General features: G+C 67.1%; 16 protein-coding genes. 4 read left to right on the plus strand and 12 right to left on the minus strand.

What is annotated here, in order from left to right; translation table 11 throughout:
• Window positions 1-1,089 carry a phenylalanine--tRNA ligase subunit alpha gene (pheS, locus tag JOF46_RS17140; RefSeq protein WP_209909260.1) on the minus strand — a complete coding sequence of 363 codons (1,089 nt, stop codon included), beginning with the start codon at window positions 1,087-1,089 and terminating at the stop codon, window positions 1-3.
• Window positions 1,090-1,242: 153 nt separating this feature from the next.
• On the opposite strand from pheS, the gene JOF46_RS17145 reads away from it, so the two are divergent.
• A complete protein-coding gene (locus JOF46_RS17145; protein WP_209909263.1) occupies window positions 1,243-3,141 on the plus strand; it encodes a penicillin-binding transpeptidase domain-containing protein in 1,899 nt (632 codons plus the stop codon).
• A 130-nt stretch (window positions 3,142-3,271) separates the two neighbouring features.
• Here JOF46_RS17145 and JOF46_RS17150 read toward each other — a convergent pair whose 3' ends face one another.
• On the minus strand, window positions 3,272-3,928 hold the full coding sequence (locus JOF46_RS17150) for an LppM family (lipo)protein (RefSeq protein WP_209909266.1): 657 nt from the start codon (window positions 3,926-3,928) through the stop codon (window positions 3,272-3,274).
• A gap of 143 nt (window positions 3,929-4,071) precedes the next feature.
• Between JOF46_RS17150 and JOF46_RS17155 the strand changes: the two genes are divergently transcribed.
• Both JOF46_RS17155 and JOF46_RS17160 read left to right on the plus strand, forming a co-directional pair.
• The gene (locus JOF46_RS17155; protein ID WP_209909268.1) at window positions 4,072-4,575 is read left to right on the plus strand and encodes an eCIS core domain-containing protein; all 504 of its coding nucleotides are present in this window, start codon (window positions 4,072-4,074) and stop codon (window positions 4,573-4,575) included.
• Window positions 4,572-5,225, plus strand: coding sequence for an SIMPL domain-containing protein (locus tag JOF46_RS17160; protein ID WP_209909271.1), 654 nt, complete (start codon window positions 4,572-4,574; stop codon window positions 5,223-5,225). Before JOF46_RS17155 ends, JOF46_RS17160 begins: the two co-directional genes overlap by 4 nt.
• Here the strand turns inward: JOF46_RS17160 and JOF46_RS17165 are convergent.
• From JOF46_RS17165 to infC, 7 genes are all read right to left on the minus strand, one after another.
• Complete coding sequence (locus tag JOF46_RS17165; RefSeq protein WP_209909274.1) at window positions 5,222-5,854, minus strand: pyroglutamyl-peptidase I; 633 nt, start codon at window positions 5,852-5,854, stop codon at window positions 5,222-5,224. The genes JOF46_RS17160 and JOF46_RS17165 overlap by 4 nt on opposite strands.
• Window positions 5,851-6,285, minus strand: a complete 435-nt coding sequence (locus tag JOF46_RS17170) for a (deoxy)nucleoside triphosphate pyrophosphohydrolase (protein ID WP_209909277.1) — start codon at window positions 6,283-6,285, stop codon at window positions 5,851-5,853. The genes JOF46_RS17165 and JOF46_RS17170 overlap by 4 nt, the downstream gene beginning before the upstream one ends.
• A 5-nt stretch (window positions 6,286-6,290) precedes the next feature.
• Complete coding sequence (locus JOF46_RS17175; protein ID WP_209909280.1) at window positions 6,291-7,238, minus strand: cation diffusion facilitator family transporter; 948 nt, start codon at window positions 7,236-7,238, stop codon at window positions 6,291-6,293.
• A gap of 152 nt (window positions 7,239-7,390) precedes the next feature.
• Complete coding sequence (locus JOF46_RS17180; RefSeq protein WP_209909282.1) at window positions 7,391-8,299, minus strand: TrmH family RNA methyltransferase; 909 nt, start codon at window positions 8,297-8,299, stop codon at window positions 7,391-7,393.
• An 85-nt stretch (window positions 8,300-8,384) separates the two neighbouring features.
• Entirely contained in the window at window positions 8,385-9,020 is a 636-nt protein-coding gene (rplT, locus tag JOF46_RS17185) for a 50S ribosomal protein L20, sunset domain variant (protein WP_209909285.1), read from the minus strand.
• A gap of 106 nt (window positions 9,021-9,126) precedes the next feature.
• Window positions 9,127-9,321, minus strand: coding sequence for a 50S ribosomal protein L35 (gene rpmI / locus JOF46_RS17190; protein WP_007272446.1), 195 nt, complete (start codon window positions 9,319-9,321; stop codon window positions 9,127-9,129).
• Window positions 9,322-9,444: 123 nt separating this feature from the next.
• Window positions 9,445-10,413 carry a translation initiation factor IF-3 gene (gene infC, locus JOF46_RS17195; protein ID WP_425355066.1) on the minus strand — a complete coding sequence of 323 codons (969 nt, stop codon included), beginning with the start codon at window positions 10,411-10,413 and terminating at the stop codon, window positions 9,445-9,447.
• A 328-nt stretch (window positions 10,414-10,741) separates the two neighbouring features.
• Between infC and JOF46_RS17200 the strand changes: the two genes are divergently transcribed.
• A complete protein-coding gene (locus tag JOF46_RS17200; protein WP_113762958.1) occupies window positions 10,742-11,107 on the plus strand; it encodes a DUF1844 domain-containing protein in 366 nt (121 codons plus the stop codon).
• A gap of 170 nt (window positions 11,108-11,277) precedes the next feature.
• On the opposite strand, the gene JOF46_RS17205 is transcribed toward JOF46_RS17200, so the two are convergent.
• The 3 genes from JOF46_RS17205 to JOF46_RS17215 all read right to left on the minus strand — a co-directional run bounded on the left by JOF46_RS17205 (window position 11,278) and on the right by JOF46_RS17215 (window position 14,498).
• Entirely contained in the window at window positions 11,278-12,621 is a 1,344-nt protein-coding gene (locus JOF46_RS17205; protein WP_209909291.1) for an MFS transporter, read from the minus strand.
• Window positions 12,618-13,520 carry an SseB family protein gene (locus JOF46_RS17210; protein ID WP_209909294.1) on the minus strand — a complete coding sequence of 301 codons (903 nt, stop codon included), beginning with the start codon at window positions 13,518-13,520 and terminating at the stop codon, window positions 12,618-12,620. Before JOF46_RS17210 ends, JOF46_RS17205 begins: the two co-directional genes overlap by 4 nt.
• Before the next feature lie 162 nt (window positions 13,521-13,682).
• Window positions 13,683-14,498 (minus strand): aminoglycoside 3'-phosphotransferase, encoded by an 816-nt coding sequence (locus JOF46_RS17215; protein WP_209909297.1) that lies wholly within the window; start codon window positions 14,496-14,498, stop codon window positions 13,683-13,685.
• Window positions 14,499-14,591 lie beyond the last annotated feature (93 nt).

Consider the following 14,591-nt stretch of genomic DNA (forward strand, 5'->3'; position numbering starts at 1 on the left):
TTAGATCTCCATCCCGAAGTGCTCGCTGAAGCGGATATCGCCCTCGATCATGTCGTGCATGTCGGGGACCTCGTTGCGGAACATCAGGGTCCGCTCCACGCCCATGCCGAAGGCGAACCCGGAGTATTCCTCCGGGTCGATGCCCGCGGCACGCAGCACGTTGGGGTTGACCATGCCGCAGCCGCCCCACTCGATCCATTGCGCCCCGCCCTTGGCGCCCGGGTGCCAGATGTCCAGCTCGGCGGAGGGCTCGGTGAACGGGAAGAAGTTCGGGCGCAGGCGGATGGAGGCGTCCTCGCCGAACATCTGCCGGGCAAAGTGCTCCAGGGTGCCGCGCAAATCGGCCATGGTCAGGTTCTTGTCGATGGCCAGGCCCTCGAACTGGTGGAAGACCGGGGTGTGCGTGGCGTCAAGCTCGTCGGTGCGGTAGACCCGTCCCGGGCACAACACGTAGATCGGCACCTCGCGCTCGAGCATCGAACGGACCTGCACCGGTGAGGTGTGGGTGCGCAGCAACAGATGCGAGTCGACGGGGTCGATGAAGAAGGTGTCCTGCATTTCGCGGGCCGGGTGGTCCGGGGCGAAGTTCAGGGCATCGAAGTTGAACCACTCGGATTCGACCTCGGGGCCCTCGGCGATTTCCCAGCCCATGCCCACGAAGATGTCCGAGACGCGGTCCTGCAGCGTGGACAGCGGGTGGCGTGCCCCGGCGCGGCGGCGGCGCGGCGCGGCGGTGACGTCAACGGTTTCCTCCACCAGGATGCGGGCGGCGTCCTCGGCCTCAAGCACCACGGTGCGCTCGGCCAGGGCCTTGTTGACCCGGCCTCGGGAGGCACCCATGAGCTTGCCGGCAACGGCCTTCTCGGACTTGTCGAGGCGGCCGATTTCGCGGTTGGCCAGCGACAGCGGAGCCTTCTCCCCGGTGTGGGCCAGGCGTGCGGCCTTGAGCCCATCCAGGTTGCCTGCCGCGGCGAAGGCGGCCAGCGCCGCCTGCACCACAAGATTGATGCCGGCCTCGTCGGTGGGGTGCGGGACGTCCGGGCTGTGGGCGTCCGTGACGTCCTTTTCCGGATTCGTGGGTTCAGACATGGGGTTCTACGGCCCTTTTCACTGTTGATTGTGTATCTGGTTCTTTCCCCCTATTCTAGGTGCTCGGCCGCACCACCCTTGAATCACGGCGCGCGCCGTCTTTGGGCTGCTCGCGTGTGGACACCGTCCAGTGCTTAGGCAATAGTTGAACCCATGTCGCGAGTTCTTCGAACCTTTGCCCTGCCTGCCGCCGCCCTGTTGATGATCGGCTCGCTGGGTGCCTGCTCCGCACCTCCGTCACCGAACGCCACCGCCGAGTCGCTGGCCGCCTCCCTGCAGTCCCTGGATCTGGGCGCCGTCCCGCTGGCCGGGACCGACGCGGCCACGGCCACCGCGGAGCTGGCCGAGGCCCTGAAGCCGCTGGGGTCCATCGACCACAAGGTCACCCTGGAATCGGTCACCGAGGACGAGGGATCCGCTGACCCGAAGACCGCCACCGCCACCTACAACAACGTGTGGGACGTCGATTCCTCCGACACCGACTGGACCTACCAGAGCAGCGCGAAGCTTGAGCTCGACGCGGAAACCAAGACCTGGCTGGTGCGCTACGACCCGTCCATCGCGGTGCCCGGGCTCGAGGCCGGCCAATACGTGGCCCGCGCATCCACCCCGGCGGCGCGCGGGGAGATCCTGGGCAACAAGGACCAAACCCTGGTGACCGACCGACCGGTGCTGCGCATCGGGATCAACAAGGAATCCATCGACGAGGCGCAGTGGGAGAGCTCGGCGAAGAAGGTCGCGAAACTGCTGGAGCTCGACGCCGCCCCCTACGCGCAGCGCGTGGCCGCCGCCGGGCCGAGGGCCTTCGTCGTGGCCATCACGCTGCGCGACGATGCGGACCGCACCGTCACCGATGCACAACTCGACGCCATCCCCGGGGTCCTGGCACAACCCGATTCCCTGCCGCTGGCACCCAGCAGGAACTTTGCCCGGGCCATCCTGGGCTCGGTGGGCGAGGCAACGGCGGAAATCGTTGCCGATTCCAAGGGAGCGGTCACTGCCGGGGAACAGGTCGGGCTCTCCGGATTGCAAAAGGCCTACCAGGACACGCTGGCCGGAACCAAGGGCTACAGCATCAACATCTACGACAAGGACAAGCGCGAGGTCTCAACCCTGGTGTCCCGCGAGGCGGTTGACGGCAAGGACCTGAAAACCACGCTCGATCGCGACCTGCAGAAATCGGCCGAGTCGCTGCTGGCCGATTCGGCCTCCGACAGCGCCCTGGTCGCGGTGCGGCCCTCCGACGGGGCCATCCTGGCCGCGGCATCCGGCCCCGCATCCAACGCCCAGAACACCGCGTTGCTGGGCAAGTACGCCCCCGGTTCCACGTTCAAGGTCATCACCGCGCTGGCCATGCTGCGCTCCGGGGACACCCCCAAGACCACCGTCAAGTGCCCCGCCACCATGACCGTGGACGGCAAGGCGTTCAAGAACTATGACGGCTACCCCTCCAGCGCGCTGGGCAGCATCCCGCTGTCCGAGGCACTGGCGCAATCCTGCAACACCGTCTTCCTGCAAGGCGCCTCGAAGGTCAAGGCCCCGGCGCTGGCCGACGCCGCGGCCTCCCTGGGACTGAACCTGAGCCCCTCGACCGGGGCCGCATCCTTCCTGGGCTCGGTGCCGGACGACTCGACCGGGACCGAGCTGGCGGCCAACGGCATCGGCCAGGGCATCGTAGAGGCCTCGGCGCTGGGCATGGCAACGGTTGCCGCCTCGGTCCAGAACGCCGCCACCGTCTTCCCCCGCCTGGTCACCAGCCCCGAACCCGAGGCTGCACCCAAGCCCAAGAAGCCGTTGACGTCGGCCGAGGCCAAGGAGCTGGCCGGCATGATGGCCCAGGTCGTGGACCACGGAACGCTGAAGGACCTCAAGCTCGGATCCAAGACCATCGGCAAGAGCGGCACCGCCGAATACGATGCCGAGCGCAACGCCCACGCCTGGGTCATCGCTGCCCGGGGCGACCTGGCCGTGGCGGTATTCGTGGGCGACGGCAGCGGAGGCGCGCAAACGGCCGGCCCGATCCTTGCCAATTTCCTTTCGGCGATCCAATAGACAGTCCCGCCGGCCGCACCCCATAAGGGCCCTTAAACCCCAAAGGGACCAACAATCCTGGAGTTTCCTCCGGATTGTTGGTCCCTTTGGCGTTCGACGGCCGGATCGGTGGGTTCGGCCGCGTGCGTGGTTAGGCGTTCTCGTGCGCGGTTGCCTCGGTGCGGCGCATCGTGGCCACGGCAACGACGGCACCCAGCAGGGCCAGGACGCCGAAGCCCAGCGAGAGGTACAGCGGGGTGTTGTCCTTCGCTTTGGCCACCGCGGTCAGCGCGCCGGCGGAGTTGCGCATGTCGAAGCTGACGGTGTTGCCGTCGATCTGCGCGCCGCTGCTGGCACTGACGACCTCGCCCGGGAAGGTCACGCTCATCGTGGATTCGGTCAGCGTCGAGGTGTCGCCGCCTGCCAGGCCCTGGGCGGAGAAGTAGTACTGGCCGCCGCGGAATTCGATGTTGACCTTCGGGCCGAGCTGGCCGGAAAGATCGCCCATCTCGGTCAGGGACTTGTCATTGATCGTGAAGCGGTAGCCCTTGAAGCCGTCCTGGTCGTAGGGGGTCTTCGTGGCTTCCTCGGGGAAGTTCTTGAAGATCTCTGCCTCGGTGGTCCCCATCTGGGCCAGGACCTCGCCGACGCTGGCGTCGCCGACAACCTTCTTGTCGAAGGCCATCACCATGTTCAGCGATGCCTTCTCCGGGCTCGAAACCACCAGATCCACATCCATCTTCATGCAACCGGTCAGGCTCAACACCAGTGCCACCATCACACCAATGACGGATACGATCTTCTTCATCAAATCTCCTCAGCATTCGGGGCATTGTTCGGCAATGATGCTCCCGGTTCAACAAACAACTCTAGTGGCTGGGGTGCTTGGGCCAAGAATTGCCCGGTGGCTTCGGGCCCCGGGCCCGGGGTCGGTGGCTAGACTTGGGCAGCATGAACACCTGGGTGCGCACACGCGAGGTGGCCAACTGGCTGAACCTGAGCACGATCAGCGGAATGGCGCTGGCATTTGCCGCCCGCTGCCCCGTCGTACGCGGTGAACGCGGAATCCTCCTTGCCAGGAACTACACCCCCGCATTGCCCCGGGCCGGGGCCTTCACGGTGGGCAACGTCGTCTTCTTCCGCGCCCCGCCCCACGGCCCGAAGCCCGACCCACGGCTGCTGGCACATGAGGAAGCACACAGCACCCAATACGCCCTGTGCCTGGGGCTGCCGTTCCTTCCGCTGTACTTCGCGGCGGCCGGATACTCGTGGTTGCGCACCTCGGATCCGGCTTCGCGGAACATCTTTGAACGCGCCGCGGGCCTGCAGGCCGGCGGCTACCGCGAGGTCCCGGTGCGCAAGCTAGCACCCGTGCTCGCCGCTCAGCTGCGCAGGGTCCTTCGAACGGGCCCTGAAACGCCCCCGGCCGCATCCACAGGAGGAACCACCGCATGAGTACCGCACCCTCGATCACCGTCACGGGAACCGCATCCGCCCCTGCCGTGCCCGACATCATGGCCATCTCCCTGTCCGTCACCTCGCACCATGTGCAGGCGGCCGAGGCCTTCGCGCTGGCCTCGGTCTGCGCCGGCGCGGTCATCGCCGCGGTGGGATCCGCGGACCCGGAGGCGGAGCTGTCGACCACGGGGATCACGCTGACGGCGCGCACCAGCTGGCGCAACGAGGAAGCCGTGCTGCTGGGCTACGATGCCGAAACCACCATCGAGGCCACGAACCTGGCGGTGGATGCGGTGTCCAGAGTGCTCTCCGCCGCGGTCGGGGCCGGAGGGGACGCGCTGCGGATCCATTCCCTGCGTGCGGAGGTCTCCGATCCAGCGGCTGCCCTGGAAACGGCCCGCGAGTTGGCCTTCGCCGATGCCCGTGCCAAGGCCGAGCACTTGTCGCTGCTGGCCGGGGCTCGGCTCGGGGCCGCGCTGAAGGTGCGCGAATCGGCCCACGAGCCGGCACTGCCGCTGCAGCGCGCCAAGGCCGTCGCCATGGCGGCGTCCTCGATGCCGGTGGTGGCAGGCAGGCGGGATCTTTCGGTGGCACTCGAGGTGACCTGGGAATTGCTGTCCGTCGGGCAGCCGGGGACCGGGGTTTAGTACTCGGTGCCGGCGCTGAGCAGCGGTTCGGCCGCGTTGTCCAATGCCAATAGGGCCACGGCGGCCACCGCCTTGGCCATCTCTTCGAGGCCGGGGTGCGTGGCGTCCATCCATGGAACATGGATGAAGCCGGCATGGATGCCCGGCACCCCGGTGGTGCGGTGCATCAGCGAATAAAACATCTGGTTGCAGACAAAGCTCCCGGCCGAATACGAGATGCCCACCTCGATGGCGTCCCGTCCGGGGGCCGGTTCCCGCAAGGCCTGCAGCGCGGCCTTCAGCGGAAGGGTGGAGAAGTAGGCAGCCGGAGCACCAATGATGACCGGGCGGTCGATGGGCTGGTCCCCGGCGTTGTCCGCGATCCGGGCGTCGATGTGGTTGATGGCGACCTTTTCCAGTCCCATGGTCGTTCGCCCTGCGGCCAGCCCCAGGCTGATCACCACGCTCGGCCGGTGCGCCTCGAGCAGGTCATCGAGCACGGCCGGTGCGGTGGCAAAGACGCAGGGAAGTTCCGCGGCGCGCACCTGAAGTCCCTGCCCGCCCAAGATGCGCGCGGCCTGCCGGGCAATGGCGAAGGACGGATTGAAGTGCTCTCCCCCGAACGGCTCGAAGCCGGTCAGCAGGATCACCGCGTGGCTCCGGCCAGCGTGTCGGCGAGCACCGCGTGCACGATCGGCAGGTCCGCCGGGATCCAGTCAAGGGTCGCCAGGGCGGCCTCGTCCAGGTCGACCCAGGCCAGCTGGTCGTGGTCCTCAAGGGTGTCCGGGGTTCCGTCGGAGATCTCGGCGAACCACACGCGCATCGCCGCGCTCTCGTTCAGCACCCAGCCCTCGGGAACCGGCCCGAACACCTCGCTGCCCAGCACCACCTGAACGCCAAGCTCCTCGGCCAGTTCGCGCCGGACCCCCGCTTCACAGTTCTCCCCCGGTTCAAGCTTTCCGCCGGGAAATTCCCACAACCCCGCCAGCATCGGCGGGGAAGTGCGCCGGGCGGCAAGCAGCTTGCTCGGGGCACTGAGCGAATCCAGGATCGCGGCTGCGACTATTTGCTTGTAAGCCATCGGATCTAACCCTGCTCCGCAACCGTCTGGGGAACCGCATCGGTGGAGACCAGGATGTCAGGTTCGATGTAGATCACGCACTTATGCTCCACCGCGGCGCGGATCCGTATTTCGGCCGAATCGATCGCGGCGGCAATCTGCGCCCCGGTGGCGTTCACGGGAACGGAGATCTTGGCCGCAACCAGGATTTCCTCCGGCCCCAGGTGCAGGGTCTTGAGGTGGATCAGGCGCGCGCCCTCGGCCGTGATGGCCGCCGCGATCAGGTTCACGTGCTCGGCGGTTGCCGATTCGCCCAGCAGCAGGGATTTGGTCTCCACCGCCAGCACGATGGCGATGGCCACCAGGAGCAGGCCGATGCAGGCGGTGCCCGCGGCATCAAAGATCCCGTTTCCGGTCAGCAGGGTGAGGCTGACGCCGCACAGCGCCAGGACCAGGCCGATGAGCGCCCCGAGGTCCTCGAGCAGGATCACCGGCAGTTCCGGTGCCTTGGCGGTACGCACGAACTTGGCCCAGGACTGCTTGCCGCGCACCAGGTTGGATTCCTTGATCGCGGTGCGGAAGGAGAAAGCCTCGGCAACGATCGCGCCGATCAGCACCGCCAGAGGCACCCACCACCATTTTCCTTCGATGCCGTGCGGGTCCTTGAATTTCTGCCACGCCTCGTAGAGGGCGAACAGGCCGCCGACGCTGAAGAGCACGATGGAGACGATGAAGGAGTAGACGTAGCGTTCCCGGCCGTAGCCGAAGGGGTGCTCCTGGTCCGCCTCCTTCCGGGCCTTCTTCCCGCCAACGAGCAGGAGGACCTGGTTGCCCGAGTCGGCCACCGAGTGGATGGCTTCGGCGAGCATTGAGGACGAGGCCGTCACGGCCCAGGCCACAAACTTGAACAGCGCAATGGTCAGGTTGGCCGCCAACGCGGCGACCACCGCTTTCGTTCCGCCCGATGCTGCCATGGCGTCCCTACTCTCTATGGTTCGTGTGTTCCAGGTTCCCGCACGATGTTCCGTCCGGCAGCTCCCGCCACCGGCAGGCAGGAGGTCTTGACATGGTGTTTAGGCGTTCCTGCCCCATCCTATGCCACGGGCTTTACCGCGGCGGGGCCGGCTCAGCCGCGGCGCTGGGCGCGCGCGGAGGCGTACAGGCACATGGTGGCGGCCGTTCCCACGTTCAGCGATTCGGCGATCCCGTACAGCGGCACCGCCACGCGGTGGTCCGCTCCGGCCAGTTCGGTCTCGTCCAGTCCCTGGCCCTCGTTGCCGAAGATCCACACGGTGGGTTCCTCCAGCACCGGCTGGCCCTCCGGGGCCGGTTCGGTGCTGCCGGCCCGACGTGCGGCGCTAGCGTCCTGGAGGGCGTCCAGGTCCGCTGCCCCGTACCCGTCGGCGGCGAGGATGGTGGAGCCCTGGCCCTTGAAGGCGGCCATGGTTGACCCGAAATCGGCGTTGGTGATGATCGGCAGGTGGAAGATGGAACCGACGGTGGAGCGCACGGACTTGGGGTTGTAGATGTCCACGCTGCCACTGGTGAGCACCACGGCATCGGCGCCGGCGGCGTCAGCGGCGCGGATGATGGTTCCCGCGTTGCCCGGGTCCTGCACGCGGGTCAGCACCGCCACCAGGCGCGGCTTGGTGTCGGCCACGTCCTGCAGGCTGGTTTCGGGGATGATGCACACGGCCACGATGCCCTGCGGGGTCACGGTGTCGGCCATTGCCGCCAGGACTTCCTGGTTGACCAAGCGTGTGTGCACGCGCTCGGCCTTGTTCGACATGACCTCGAGTTCGGGGTGCTTGTCCAGGCAGTCCTCGGTTGCGTAGACAGCACGGACCACCTCGGCCCGGCCATGTTCGGCGTTCTCAAGATGCAGGCGCAGGGCCTCGCGGACGGCCTGCGGGCCCTCGGCCAGGAACTCGCCGCTGCGGGCACGCCCGGTGCGGGTGGCCAGTCGGGCCACTTCGCGAACCTTTTCGGCACGGACGTTGGTCATGGTCAATTCATTGTCTCCGGCAAGATTCATGAGAACGACTTTACCGGGGATACGCCAAAGGGACGGAATCGCTAACGATTCCGTCCCTTTGGACAAGAGCTTAGAAGCTCAAGGACTAGGCGTCCTTGATCTGCTGGCGGGATTCGCCACCTGCAGGCTCAAAGCCTGCGGCCTTGGCGGATTCGATGGTCTCGAACCAAACTTCGGCAACGGTCTGGTCGTACCAGGTCGAGCCCGGTACGTGGTACTTGTTCGACTGGGCGTTGCCCTTGATGACGAAGCCGGCCGGAGCCTCTGCAGCTTCGGCAGCCGGAGCGGCAGCCTTCTTGGCAGCGGCCTTCTTGGCAACCGGAGCAGCAACGACTGCGGCGGCGGCCTTCGGGGCGTTGACATCGGCCGGGAGGGCGTTCTTGGCAACCGCAACCAGGGTGGCGAATGCGTTGGCATCCGACACGGCCAGCTCGGCCAGCATGCGGCGGTCAACCTCGACCTCAGCGGCCTTCAGGCCCTGGATCAGGCGGTTGTAGGTCAGGCCGTTCGCGCGGGATGCAGCGTTGATGCGCTGGATCCACAGGCGACGGAAGTCACCCTTGCGCTTGCGGCGGTGGCCGAAGCTGTAGACGAACGAGTGGAGCAGCTGCTCCTTGGCCTTGCGGTACAAGCGCGAACGCTGACCGCGGTAGCCCTTTGCGCGTTCAAGAATGACGCGACGCTTCTTATGGGCGTTTACTGCCCGCTTCACACGTGCCACGTGTGTACTCCTTTGTTTCTGTCTCGCCCAGCCGCATCGTGGCGGTCTGGCGAAAAATCTTTATGTGGTCGGGATTCCAGGATCGGAATCCCAAGACGGACTGGAGTTAGATACCGAGCATCCGCTTGATGGTCTTGACGTCCGCCTTGGCGACCAACTGGTCAGAAGCCAGGCGACGGGTGATGCGCGAGGACTTGTGCTCCAGGTAGTGACGGCGGTTGGCCTGCTGGCGCATGATCTTGCCGCTACCGGTGAGCTTGAAGCGCTTCTTGGCGCCACTATGGGTCTTGAACTTCGGCATATCCGCCGTTCTCCTTACTTGCTCCCGGGGTCCTGTCGGGCCGGGGATCTTGCGGACTCCCGCGTTTGGGGGAATCCGTGGTTCTGGTGTTGCTCTTGCGAGCGTGCCCTGCTCGGGACGACCTTACTTGGTCGTCCCGGGCTTGGCGGCGCGGGTTGCGGGCTTGGGACCCGGCTTGCCCGCAGGCTTTGGAGCCATGGCCATTGGCTTGGGAACGGCCATCGGCTTCGGTGCTGCAACCGGCTTGGCTGCAACGACCGGCTTGGCGGCCGGCGCCGGAGCGCTAACCGGCTTGCTGGCTGCCGGACGAACCGGAGCCTTGGAGACTGCCGGACGGCTTGACGCTTCGCGCACCGGGGCTGCCTTGACAGGGGCCTTGGCCACTGCCGGGGCTGCCTTGACCGGGGCGACCTTGGGTGCGAGCTTGGCGGCGGCCTCTTCGGCTGCTGCTTCCGCACGTACCTTGGCAAGCTTTTCCATGATGTCCGACTCGATGACATCGGCAACCGAACCGCCGATGTCGCCCTGGGGCTCCGAGGTGTCCATCTTTGCCTTGGGGTTCGCTGCCTTGGCCTTGTCCGCGTCGCGCTGTTCCAGGCGACGGGCTTCGGCCTTGGCCTCGGCCTTGTTCTTCAGCGGTCCTACAACCATGACCATGTTGCGGCCATCGATGCGGGGGGTGGACTCAACCAGTCCGAACTCGGCAACTGCCTCGGCGAACTTGTTGAGCAGGCGGATGCCCATTTCCGGACGCTGCTGTTCGCGGCCACGGAACTGGATCATGGCCTTGACCTTGTCACCGGCTCCGAGGAAGCGCAGCGCGTGGCCGACCTTGGTTTCGTAGTCGTGCTTGTCGATCTTCAGACGGAAACGGATTTCCTTTAGCACGGTGTTCGTCTGGTTCTTGCGCGTTTCGCGTGCCTTGACGGCGGCCTCGTACTTGTACTTTCCGAAGTCCATCAGCTTGCACACGGGAGGCTTGGCAGTGGGTGCCACCTCCACGAGATCAAGGTCGGACTCGATGGCAAGACGAAGAGCATCCTCAATACGGACAATGCCAACCTGTTCACCGGCAGGCCCGACAAGCCGCACCTCTGGGACGCGGATTCGATCATTAATGCGTGGATCGCTAATGTGTTGCTCCTGAGTAGTTCGTAGTTTCAGGCCACCGCAGCAAAAAGAAAGGCCTTCGGCTGCAGGTGCAGGCGAAGGCCTCGAATTCGATCGATGAAAAATCATCCAACCGACGAATCCCGCGGGATCAATCGGTACCGAACTTACCCGGCCGCCTGATTCGGCTGCTGCGGGTGGGAGTGGCCTCCACTTGCATACTGAACCCAGGCGCTTTCGGTCGCATCCACCGAGGTGGACGACGCATCCAAATGCACGGATTCAGTCGGTCTATGGAAAGCTTAGCAGTATGAGCACTCCTGAAACCAATCCGGACTCCAACAACGCCACCAACGAGATTCGCGACATTGCCGAGGTGGCAGCCGTTGAAATCATCACCACCGCCGCTGTGCACCTCATGAGCGCCGCCGCGGTTAAATGCGGCCTGGCCGAGGGCCACGACGCCGAAGAGCTGAAGGACCTCGACGAGGCCCGCAAGCTCATCACGGCACTGGCCGGCCTGGTCACCTCCGCAGCCCCGGAAATCGGCTCCCAGCACGCCGGACCGTTGCGCGACGGCCTGCGTTCACTGCAGCTGGCCTTCCGCGAGGCCTCCTCGTTCCCGGACGAGCCGGGCAAGGGCCCGGGCGAAAAGCTCACCGGCCCGGTGAACTAACACCCTCTAAATCCAGGTAACACTTCGACCCATGGACCGCTCGCGGCCGAGAGATTGACCACATCGGAGTTTCGAGGCATTTCGATCCTCCCGGCCGGACTCGGCCGCAAGGCACAAAAGTCCCCCACCGGTTTTCCGGCGGGGGACTTTTTTGTGGTCCTGCTTCGGTCCTAGCCTTCCGGCACCAGCACCCTGGCCCGGCCGCGGGCGCGCCGGCGCCGGACCTGCTGGGACACCAAGGCCACGGCGCAGATGACCGCCCCGATGACACCTACCATGATGAATCCGGCATTGGCCCCGAAGCCGTCCACCGTCGCCCCGGTGATCGGGGAACCCAACGCGGTGCCGCCGGTCAACGCCGATCCGTACCAACCCATGGCCTCGCCGCGGCGCTTTTCCGCCACCAGGTCGGTCAGCCATTCCGAGGCCGCCGAGAGCACCGGGGCACAGAGCATCCCGGGCAGGATCGAGAGCAGGGCCAGGGACCAGGTGTCGGTGGCAAACGCCATCGGCACCGTCAGCACGGCCATTGCCAGCAGCAGCACGATCGGGGAGATGCGCCGGTTCAGGCTGCCGTAGACCAAGCCGCCCAGCAGCGAGGCTCCGCACCAGAACAGGAACACGATGCCCAGCTGGCCCTCGCTGCCGTTCTCGTCCAGCAACGAGAGGATGCCGACCTCGGTGCCCGAGAGCACCAGCCCGGCCCCGGAGGCGGCGATGAACACCGCGACGACCGAGGCGCTGACCCAGCCGAACTTGTGCCGGAAGCTGCGCCCGCGCGCCGCGACCCGGGCCTTGGTCGACTTCGCGCCGGCCACGATCAGCTCGGCCTCCACGTCGGCCAGGCCGCCGGGGCCCGCGGCGATCAGCGAGGCCTCGGCCCCGAGGCGCTCCTCATGCGGGTTGGCCTTGTGCGCAACGGCGCCGGGCTGGCCGGAGCGCGTGGGCGGGTTCAACAGCATCAGCGCGAGCCCGGAGACCGAGGAGGCGATGCCGATGCCGATCATCCCGACGGTGGTGTCCAGCGAGGTCGCCACGATGCCGGCGCCCGCGGGGCCGACGATGAAGACCAGCTCGGTGGCCATGGCGTCCAGCGCGAAGGCCGAACGCCGGGTGTCCCCGGTGGTCATCACGCCCAGCGCGGTGCGCACCACGGAGAACACCGGCAGCGAGAAAAGCCCGCCGATGAACACCAGCGGCAGCACCCACATGAAGGAGACCTGCGGGACGATGCTCCAGACCACGACCTCGGCGATGACCGAGGGGATCAGGGCCCGGCGCAGCCCGTACATGTCAACGACGTGCCCGCGCCAGGGTGCACCCAGGGCGATGCCGATGGTCATCAGGGCAACAACGAGTCCGGCCGATCCCCATTCCTGGTCCAGTTCGTTGACCAGGTGCAGCAGCAGGAGCATGCCGATCGCGGCGTGCGGCAGCCGGGCGACCATGCCGATGAGCAGCAGGGCACCAACCCCGGGTTGCTTCAGCAGTTGGCCGTAGCGACCGAATTTCATGCGCCGGTGCCGGGTGCCGCCCGCAGGGCGACCTCGAGCGAGTCGACGTTCTCGGCGAAGTGCCGGCTGGCGGCCAGCCGGGTGTGCACGCGGGTGACGCAGTCGCGGGCTGCAGTCTCGTCGGTGCCGGGGCGGAAGAGGAATTCGAGGCGCAGTTCGGGGCCCGATCCCCCGCCGGGCACGGCGGTGCCCGCGGCGGTGCGCGTTCCCACGCCCTGGCCAGGTGCCATGTGGATCCCTGCCAGGGCGTCCTCCGAGGCCACCTGCTCCTCGATGGCCGCGGCCAGCTCCTCGTTGAGGTAGCTGGGGGTCCACGCGCGTTGCTGGGCCAGCGACCACATGCCCGGGCGGCGCAGCACGAAGGTGAAGTCGGTTCCGGGATCGAGCACCAGCATCTGGGCTTCCTCGGAAACCGCGGAGAGCGCGGCGCGCGGCGCGAAGACCGCCACGGGGCGGGCCTCGGCGTGCCAGGCCTGGAGGTTGTCGACGCTGCTGAAAACGGGCAGGGCCTTGCGCCCGTCCGGGGCGGTGAGCGTGACCAGTGCCATGTCAGCTTCCTTGTCCTCGGTGAAGCCGTGCTCCCCCAGGCCGCCCTCGGCCAGCTGGGCCACCACGGCAATGTAGACGCGGGCCTCGGCCAGGGCTGCGTGGACCTGCTGTTCGCTGCCGGTTCCCGCGGCCAGGGCGGCCAGGGCGGCCTCGAGCTTCGGGTCGATCAGGCCGTTGTCGTTGTCGAAGTTGTGCAGCGGGTTTCCCTCGCCGGACAGGTCCCGGCCTTCCCAGCTTTGCCCCGCCGAGTCGACGGCGCCGCCGGCGCGCTGCAGGGCCGCGGCAATGTGGCCGGGCAGGTGTCGTTCGGCACCCTGGCCGGCGGGGGAAGAAGGAGGATTCGCGCTCATACGCCCATGCTATCCCGCGCCCGCGCCGGGGCCTGATCGGCTGTTTACCCAGCCCACGGGGCTGCGGCCCATGTGCCACGGCGGATCCCTGCCGGTGGAAGGTCCGCACCTTGTGGCGAAGCTCGCGCGCAGCAACTGCGGCGCGGCGCCGGGGCGGCCCGGCTAGCTGAGGTCCCAGAGCATCCTGTAGTACCCGATGCGAGTTGCATCCGGTTCGATCCCGTAGCCGGCATAGACGTGGTCCTCGTACCCGGACCCGTAGTTCCAGGCGGTGCTCCAGGCCGCGACGGCAAGGTCCGCCCAGCGGTCGGCCACACCGAGCTCGCCCAGATCCACGTGGGCGTAGAAGTTCCCGTGCCCGTCCAGCAGCGTGTTCGGCGCGCAGGCGTCGCCGTGGCACACCACCAGGTCCAGGGGCAGCGGAGGGTTGGACAGCAGTTCCCGGGCCTCGCCGATGCCCAGGTGCACGCAGTCCCCGCTCCAGTTTTCGGGTCCCTCCCCCGCCGCGATGCGCTGCTCGAAGGCCCGGAGGCGCTCGCCCACCGACCATTCGAAGGGGCAATCCTGGACCGGCAAGGACTCGTGCAGCTTCCGGAGTCCCGCGCCCAGGGCACGGGCGGCGAGCTCGGGGCGTTTCATCCAGGTCCCGGACACCGCGGATTCCCCCGGCAGGGCGGCGGTGAGCAGCCAGCTTCCCGATTCGTCGCTGCCGACCTGGATCACCTCCGGCACGCGGGCATGCTCGGATGCCCAGCGAAGCCGCAGGGCCTCCGCGGCGAAATCGGGGTCCGCGGTGCCCCTCGGGGCGTACTTGAGGTACCTGTCGGTGGCGGTGCCGGCCCCGATCCGGTAGGTCGTACCGCCGGCCTGGTTGATCCAGACCGCCTCGCTGTCTTGGTCCCCGGCCATCCGGGAGACGGAGGCGGGAATTGTGCCGGTCTCGGCGGGGATGAAGGCAAGGGGAGGTCGAAGACTCATTCTCCCAGCATGCCCGATCCCCGCCCGGCTTCGCGAGCCGAATCCGCCGAAACACAGGCGGGGACGGGAAAAGGGTGAAGCCCGTTGGACTTC

Source organism: Paeniglutamicibacter psychrophenolicus (assembly GCF_017876575.1).
Taxonomy (GTDB): domain Bacteria; phylum Actinomycetota; class Actinomycetes; order Actinomycetales; family Micrococcaceae; genus Paeniglutamicibacter; species Paeniglutamicibacter psychrophenolicus.